This is a genomic window from Dyadobacter sp. (assembly GCF_051859145.1).
In the GTDB taxonomy this organism is placed as follows: Bacteria; Bacteroidota; Bacteroidia; order Cytophagales; family Spirosomataceae; genus Dyadobacter.
In genome coordinates, this window is record NZ_JBHYGF010000230.1 from 1 (window position 1) to 6,848 (window position 6,848).

A 6,848-nucleotide genomic window follows, 5' to 3' on the forward strand; every position below is an offset into this window, starting at 1 on the left:
GGGTATGCTGGGAATGGAGGCAGGGCAGTCTGCATTTGGTGACATTTATGCCTGGTTTGCCAAGCTCATTGTAGAACCTGTACGTGCGTTGCTGGGAGAAGAATCGGCGCGGGAATTATCCAAAAACCTGATCCCGCATCTTTCAAAACTTGCGGCGGAGCTACCTGTCACAGAGACGGACATTGTAGCGATTGACTGGCTCAACGGTCGCCGTACTCCTGATGCGAAACATACGCTTAAAGGCGGGATACTCGGCCTTAATCTTGCGAGCGACAGCGCACGCGTTTTCAAGTCGCTGGTGGAAGCTACTGCATTTGGTTCCAAAAGCATTGTGGAGCGTTTCAGAAACGAGGGTGTTCCGATTAACCAGGTAATTGCCATCGGAGGAGTGGCCAAAAAGTCTGCGTTTGTCATGCAAACTCTCGCCGACGTGCTGAATATGCCCATCAAAGTGGCCGCTTCCGAGCAGGCTTGTGCGTTGGGAGCAGCTATGTTCGCGGCTGTTGCATCGGGCATTTACCCAACATTACAGGAGGCACAACAGGCCATGAACTCGGGTTTTGACGCAGTTTATCACCCGAGAGAAAACGAGTCGCAGGTGTATCAGGTACTTTATAACAAATACCTCACAGCCGGCGCATTCATCGAAAACGACTTCCTGATCCAAAAAGAACCTGCGATTGCAGGCTAACAAAATTATCTTACAGCCTTTTTACCATCCACTTAATGCTTGATTTAAAACAATTCGAAATCTGGTTTGTCACGGGAAGCCAGCATTTGTATGGAGAAGATACGCTCCGCCAGGTCGACGACCATTCCCGTATCCTGGCCAAATCCTTTGATGAAGCCGCTGCGATTCCTGTGCGCGTGGTTTTCAAACCGGTAGTGAAGTCTCCCGAAGAGATTTACCAGATTATGCAGGAAGCAAACAGCACAGCAGCCTGCATCGGGCTGGTGGCGTGGATGCATACTTTTTCGCCCGCAAAGATGTGGATAAGAGGGTTGCAGATCCTGCAAAAGCCGCTGCTGCATTTGCATACGCAATACAACCAGGACATTCCCTGGGCGAGTATTGACATGGATTTCATGAACCTCAACCAGTCAGCCCACGGCGACCGCGAATTTGGTTTTATGATGACGCGCATGCGGTTGAACAGGAAAATGGTTGTCGGGCACTGGCAGCAGCCGGAGGTATTGGATAACATCGGCGACTGGGCGCGCGTAGCCGCTGCGTGGCACGATATGCAGGGAGCCCGGTTTGTCCGTTTCGGAGATAATATGCGCCAGGTGGCCGTAACAGACGGGGACAAGGTAGCTGCGGAAATGAAGTTCGGATTTTCTGTCAATACCTATGCAGTAGGCGACCTGGTACAGGTCATCAATGGCGTTGAAGACCAGGAAGTGAGTCGGCTTGTTGCTGAATACCAGGATATTTACGAGCTGGCCGATGCATTGAAACTAGACGCCGGCCGGCACAGTTCACTGCGCGACGCAGCCCGCATTGAGCTTGGGTTGCATTACTTTTTAAAGGATGGGAATTTCAAGGGATATACCAATACTTTTGAAGATCTGCATGGAATGAAACAGTTACCAGGTATCGGTTCGCAACGGATGATGGCGGCGGGCTTCGGATACGCAGGTGAAGGTGACTGGAAAACGGCTGCAATGGTGCGCGCGCTGAAAGTAATGGCAAGCGGGCTAAGCGGCGGTAACTCCTTTATGGAAGATTATACCTACCACTTCGATCCGGCCAATCAGCTGGTGCTGGGCTCCCACATGCTTGAAATATGCCCGAGCATTGCAGCAGGTAAGGTTTCCTGTGAAATTCATGCATTAGGAATAGGAGGGAAGGAAGATCCTGTCCGCCTTGTTTTCAATGCGCCTGCCGGTCCGGCGCTTAATGTGTCCCTGATTGATCTGGGGAACCGGTTCCGGATTCTCGTTAATGAAGTAGATGCCGTGGAAGTAAGCGAAGCATTGCCGAAGCTGCCCGTTGCACGCGCATTGTGGAAGCCACAGCCTGATATGCAGACGGGATGTGCAGCATGGATTTATGCCGGCGGCGCACACCACACGGTTTACAGCCAAAACCTGACTGTAAACCACATTGAAACATTCGCGGAAATGGCTGGCGTGGAGCTGGTGGTAATTGATAAAAATACAAACCTGCGGCAGCTCAAAAACGAATTGCGGTGGAGTGAAGCCAGCTATAAATAATTGATTATGTCAAAATACACCTATCTCAAAGAGCAGGTTTACGAAGCCAACATGGAGATCCCCAGGGAAGAACTGGCGATTGTCACCTTCGGAAATGTAAGTGGCATCGACAGGGCAGAAGGCGTCGTGGCGATCAAGCCGAGCGGGGTACCTTATCACCGGCTGAAAGTGGAGGATATCGTGATCGTGGACCTGGATAACGTGGTGATCGAGGGCAGCATGCGACCTTCTTCTGATACCAGGACGCACACGTTACTGTACAAAAGTTTTCCGGAAATCGGCGGGGTTTGTCACACGCATTCCACTTACGCGGTGGCGTGGGCGCAGGCTATAAAGCCTATTCCCAACCTGGGTACCACCCACGCCGATCACCTGACCGCGGCGGTTCCGGTTACAGAAGTAATGTCCGATGAGATGATCCAGGGAAATTACGAGCTGGAAACGGGCAACCAGATACTGGATCTTTTTGCCAGAAACGGGCTCAGCTATGAAGAGGTGGAAATGGTGCTGGTAGCTTGCCACGGGCCATTTACGTGGGGAAAAGACCCGGCCAAGGCAGTATACAATTCAGTAGTACTGGAAGAGATTGCACGGATGGCGTACCTCACTCTGCAGATCAACCCGCTGGCGGGTACCATCAAGCAGAGCCTTATTGACAAGCATTATTTCAGGAAGCACGGGAAAAATGCCTATTACGGGCAGGAGTAGTCAGTTTTTCTTCTCTATTTTCTTGCTGGCGATCTTGCGCATTTGCTGTAAAGCTTCCTGCCGGGACATTCCTTTCTGGTTGGATTTGGCTTCTTCAATGGCTTCTTTTGAAAACCGGCCTTTGAGAATATTATAGAGTGCTAAAAACATTTTGAGTATTGCTAACGAGCTTAATAAGTGATAACCAAACTTACCAAAGAATAAGCTATAAAAAAACTGCCGGATCGTTTTGGATCCGGCAGCCTAATATCTTGCGGTTCAAGACTTTATTCTAAACGTTGAGCGTAATTTCTTCTTAGCCAGCAACTTCCTTGCGCAACTTGCTTCCAGGATTGAATTCATCCTTGATCCAGCGAACAAAATTGTGGGAGTTGGTTTTGTAAATTTCCATTGACAATGGTTTGATGCCGCTGAACTCAACCTCTTTTACGTATTCAGCGTGCAACTTCAAAATCTCAGACAAGGTCTTGCTATCGGTTTTCATTGAAAATGTTTGGGTGTTAAGGTTTACAATAGACACTTGGATCCATTGCTACAAACGTGTTCCCGAACATTGTTTATTTCTTAATATATTTAAATAATTATATGGTAGATCATATAAATACTATACAAATAGTGTTACCGGTCGATTGCAGAATTTAAAGGTAAATGCAGGAATTAAGAGATTGTTACATTTTAGGACAATCTGAGTAAATGCGGGAATCGGAAAATTCCTGAAGAAACCCAACCTGCTGTATAGATTTCGAATCTGTCTGCTTGTCTTGATAATGTTGGAAGATTAGCAAAGAGCTTGCCAGGGTGACCAGTTACCTGATGGAATCAGATGGCCAGCTTTTTTCTGAGGAAAGTTACTTCAAGTGGCTTGGGGAGAAGATCAATGATGTGCGGACTGGCTTTTACTTTTTCAATGTCGCGGGTATCTATTGTTGACGAAAGCATGAAGATCCGGATTTTCGAACGGAGGTGGTCCGGTAGGTTTTCAAATTCGTCTATGAATTCAAACCCATTCATATCAGGCATTTGCAAGTCGAGCAGGATAATCGTCTCGGGAATTGTGCCGCCTTCGTGCAGGAGAAATTTGAGCGCTTCGCGGGCTGAGTTAAAAGTTTTGACCGAATCTGTAATTCCGCTTTTGATCAGCAGCTTTTCGTAAATGAAAAGATCAAAGGCGCTATCGTCTATTAAGAAGAAGTTTAGAAGTGACTTCATACCGCCTGTTTATTTTTGAATGGAGGGAATGTTGATCTCAAAAACGCTGCCCTGACCAATCTGTGAGCTCACGCTGATGCTGCCCCCCAGTTTCGATATTGCTTCGTGAACAATGTACAAACCAATGCCTGAACCGCTGTTAGTAGCTCCGGCGCGATAGAACATTTTAAAGATTTTATCCTGATCTGCCTCCCTGATTCCTGTACCATTATCTGCCACGATGATAGTCGCGTGCGTAGGAGTGGAGCGGACTGTCAGGTGTACATAAGGATCCGGCTTCGACTTATCCTGAAATTTGATCGCATTATTGATCAGATTATTGAAAATGATCCGCAGCTTCATTACGTCAGACTGGAAAATGCCCGTCTGCTCAATGTCAGTTGTCATTTTCAGGTTACCATATTCCGGCAGGTACTGGATAGTCGCCTGCACTTCGGTTACCAGTTCCTCGAAACTGATATCGGTCACAACAGGTACCCCTCTTGCATTTTTATAGTAATCGATAATATTGATAATGAAGGTATCCAGCTTCTTCACCGACTGGCGGATCAATTCCAGGTATTCGTTCTGCGACTTTACATCCTCTTCCAGTAATGCAAGGTTCACAATGCCGAGTACGGACATCAATGGGGCGCGGAGATCGTGTGAGGCGCTGTATACAAACTTATCAAGCTCCTCATTGGCTTTCTGCAATTCGCTGTTGCGCAGTTTCAGGTCTTCCCGCGTCTTGTAAATATCGTAGGCGCTCGCAATCGCGGTATCTACATACTGATAATCCCAGGGTTTGTCGATAAACCGGAATACTTCTCCTTTGTTGATTGCATCAATGGCCGCGCCTATATCGGTGTGGCCGGTGATGAGAATGCGGATCGGTTTCGGGAATCTGGTCCTGATTTTTTCAAAAAACTGCACACCTGTCATAATCGGCATCCGCTGATCGGCCAGGATAATGCAAAAATCCCGGTCCTCTAATATTTGCTCGGCCTCTATGACAGACGACGTAATTGTGATATCGTACTTCTTGCGAAAAGACGCCTTGAAGGATTGCAGGTTATGCTCCTCATCGTCGATGTATAGAATGGTAATTGGTTTCTCATTCATTGAAAATCTGTGATAGGGCGTATTTTTCGTTTTACCGGAAGTGTGATCAAGAACTCTGTTCCTTTACCTACTTCCGTATTAACATGAATTGTACCACTGTGAACTTCTATAATTTTAAATACAATCGAAAGTCCTAGTCCCGTTCCGTCACCAACCTGTTTGGTTGTGAAAAATGGCTCAAAAATCTTGGCACGTACCTCTGGCGGCATTCCCGGTCCATTGTCACGCATTGAAATGGAAATATGGTCAGGGTCGCTCAGCCAGGTTTTAACCCAGATCGTCGGTACCTTTCCTTCCTGGTTTTCTTTGAGCAATGCATAAATGGAATTGGTCAGGATATTCATGAAAACCTGGTTCAGCTTGCCTGCATAGCATTCGATACTCGGTATGTTACCCAGCTCTTTCACCAGCTTGATGGCATTCCCCATCTGGTAATTGAGAATGATCAGTGTGGATTCTATGCCTTCATTGATATTGACCAGATTCAGGTCAAGCTCATCCACGCGCGAGAAGATCTTCAACCCTTTCACAATTTCCACCGTTCTGTGCGCGCCATCTTCCATACCTTTTAAAAGCGTATCCAGCTCCGTTTTAATGTAGTCAAGATCCAGTTCTGCTTTCAGCTCCTCAATTTCGTTTATTTTAGTATGTAAATGTTCAATGGAGTCAATGTTCTGAATATTTTTATAAGAATCCAAGATTTCAAGTACATCATCGATATCTCTCCGCAAAGGTTTGATGTTGGAACTCACAAAATTGATCGGATTATTGATCTCGTGGGCGATACCCGCAGTAAGCTGACCGAGCGACGCCATTTTTTCTGCATCGATTAGTTGCGTCTGCGCATCTTTAAGGCGGGTTAAAGCGAGGTTAAGCTCCTGGTTGGCAGTTTGTAATTCCGCAGTCCGCTCATCGACACTTCTTTCCAGCAATGCATTTTGCTCCGTAATAATCTTCTCATTTTCAAGCGAAACACGCAGTGCCTCTGCCTGGGACTCTTCCCGTTCTCTCTTGAATATATTGATTTTATCCGCCAGGGCGATTGAAAGCAATACGACTTCTGCAATAGAACCGAACTGCATGGTATAAGTTGTAAAGATATTATACGGCAGTATGTTCAGGTTGCGCAGGATCAGGAGGAAAAGCCCGAGTAAAAAAATAGACCAGGCAGTCAGGAAAAGCTTGGCCGGGCGGTAGTTTTCTCTTGAAAGCTTGATACCGATAACCAGACAGCTGAGTGTACCAAACGCACCTGAAATATCCACCAGCCTGAAACTAAGAAGCTCAAATCCAGCTACATTAAGGAGGATGGAGGACGAATACAGCGCAACGATAATGTAAACAATAAAGAGCGCACGCGGCCACTTTTCTTTGAGTTGCAGGAAGTTTTTAACGAAGAAAATGGCAGATATACCGGCTATTCCCGAAAAACAAATTGTTGCTACGGAGTTGAAACCGGGTGCATTCGGCCAGAGATACTTGAATGCGTAACCTGAAAGGGAAGTTTGCGCAAGTCCGATCGAAAGCACGTAAAGTACGTAGAAAAGGTAGCTTCTGTCTCTCGTTGAAAAGTAGATAAAGATGTTGTAAAGCACCATTACAACGATAATCCC

The 6,848-nt window shown here is 46.7% G+C and carries 8 protein-coding genes; 3 read left to right on the forward strand and 5 right to left on the reverse strand.

Annotated features, from left to right (window positions below):
* From ACTIE6_RS14250 to ACTIE6_RS14260, 3 genes are all read left to right on the forward strand, one after another.
* Positions 1-691, forward strand: a 691-nt coding sequence (locus ACTIE6_RS14250; protein ID WP_439557280.1) for an FGGY-family carbohydrate kinase, incomplete at its 5' end; no start/stop codon positions are given.
* 35 nt (positions 692-726) lie between these two features.
* Entirely contained in the window at positions 727-2,217 is a 1,491-nt protein-coding gene (gene araA, locus ACTIE6_RS14255) for an L-arabinose isomerase (RefSeq protein ID WP_439557281.1), read from the forward strand.
* Between the two features lie 6 nt (positions 2,218-2,223).
* Positions 2,224-2,925: an L-ribulose-5-phosphate 4-epimerase gene (locus ACTIE6_RS14260; RefSeq protein WP_439557282.1), complete on the forward strand. Its 702-nt coding sequence runs from the start codon at positions 2,224-2,226 to the stop codon at positions 2,923-2,925.
* On the opposite strand, the gene ACTIE6_RS14265 is transcribed toward ACTIE6_RS14260, so the two are convergent.
* The 5 genes from ACTIE6_RS14265 to ACTIE6_RS14285 all read right to left on the reverse strand — a co-directional run.
* The gene (locus ACTIE6_RS14265; protein ID WP_200942727.1) at positions 2,926-3,075 is read right to left on the reverse strand and encodes a hypothetical protein; all 150 of its coding nucleotides are present in this window, start codon (positions 3,073-3,075) and stop codon (positions 2,926-2,928) included.
* A 145-nt stretch (positions 3,076-3,220) separates the two neighbouring features.
* Complete coding sequence (locus tag ACTIE6_RS14270) at positions 3,221-3,409, reverse strand: hypothetical protein (RefSeq protein WP_031529254.1); 189 nt, start codon at positions 3,407-3,409, stop codon at positions 3,221-3,223.
* A gap of 335 nt (positions 3,410-3,744) precedes the next feature.
* Positions 3,745-4,134, reverse strand: a complete 390-nt coding sequence (locus tag ACTIE6_RS14275; protein WP_439557283.1) for a response regulator — start codon at positions 4,132-4,134, stop codon at positions 3,745-3,747.
* A 9-nt stretch (positions 4,135-4,143) separates the two neighbouring features.
* The gene (locus ACTIE6_RS14280; RefSeq protein ID WP_439557284.1) at positions 4,144-5,235 is read right to left on the reverse strand and encodes a sensor histidine kinase; all 1,092 of its coding nucleotides are present in this window, start codon (positions 5,233-5,235) and stop codon (positions 4,144-4,146) included.
* Positions 5,232-6,848: 7TM diverse intracellular signaling domain-containing protein (locus tag ACTIE6_RS14285; RefSeq protein ID WP_439557285.1), on the reverse strand; the 1,617-nt coding region annotated here is incomplete at its 5' end. The genes ACTIE6_RS14285 and ACTIE6_RS14280, both read right to left, overlap by 4 nt.

What these genes read in the sequence shown, in the direction of transcription:
- araA (WP_439557281.1), top strand. Translation starts at nt 727, where the DNA reads ATGCTTGATTTAAAACAATTCGAAATCTGGTTTGTCACGGGAAGCCAG.
- ACTIE6_RS14260 (WP_439557282.1), top strand. Translation starts at nt 2,224, where the DNA reads ATGTCAAAATACACCTATCTCAAAGAGCAGGTTTACGAAGCCAACATG.
- ACTIE6_RS14265 (WP_200942727.1), bottom strand. Translation starts at nt 3,075, where the DNA reads ATGTTTTTAGCACTCTATAATATTCTCAAAGGCCGGTTTTCAAAAGAA.
- ACTIE6_RS14270 (WP_031529254.1), bottom strand. Translation starts at nt 3,409, where the DNA reads ATGAAAACCGATAGCAAGACCTTGTCTGAGATTTTGAAGTTGCACGCT.
- ACTIE6_RS14275 (WP_439557283.1), bottom strand. Translation starts at nt 4,134, where the DNA reads ATGAAGTCACTTCTAAACTTCTTCTTAATAGACGATAGCGCCTTTGAT.
- ACTIE6_RS14280 (WP_439557284.1), bottom strand. Translation starts at nt 5,235, where the DNA reads ATGAATGAGAAACCAATTACCATTCTATACATCGACGATGAGGAGCAT.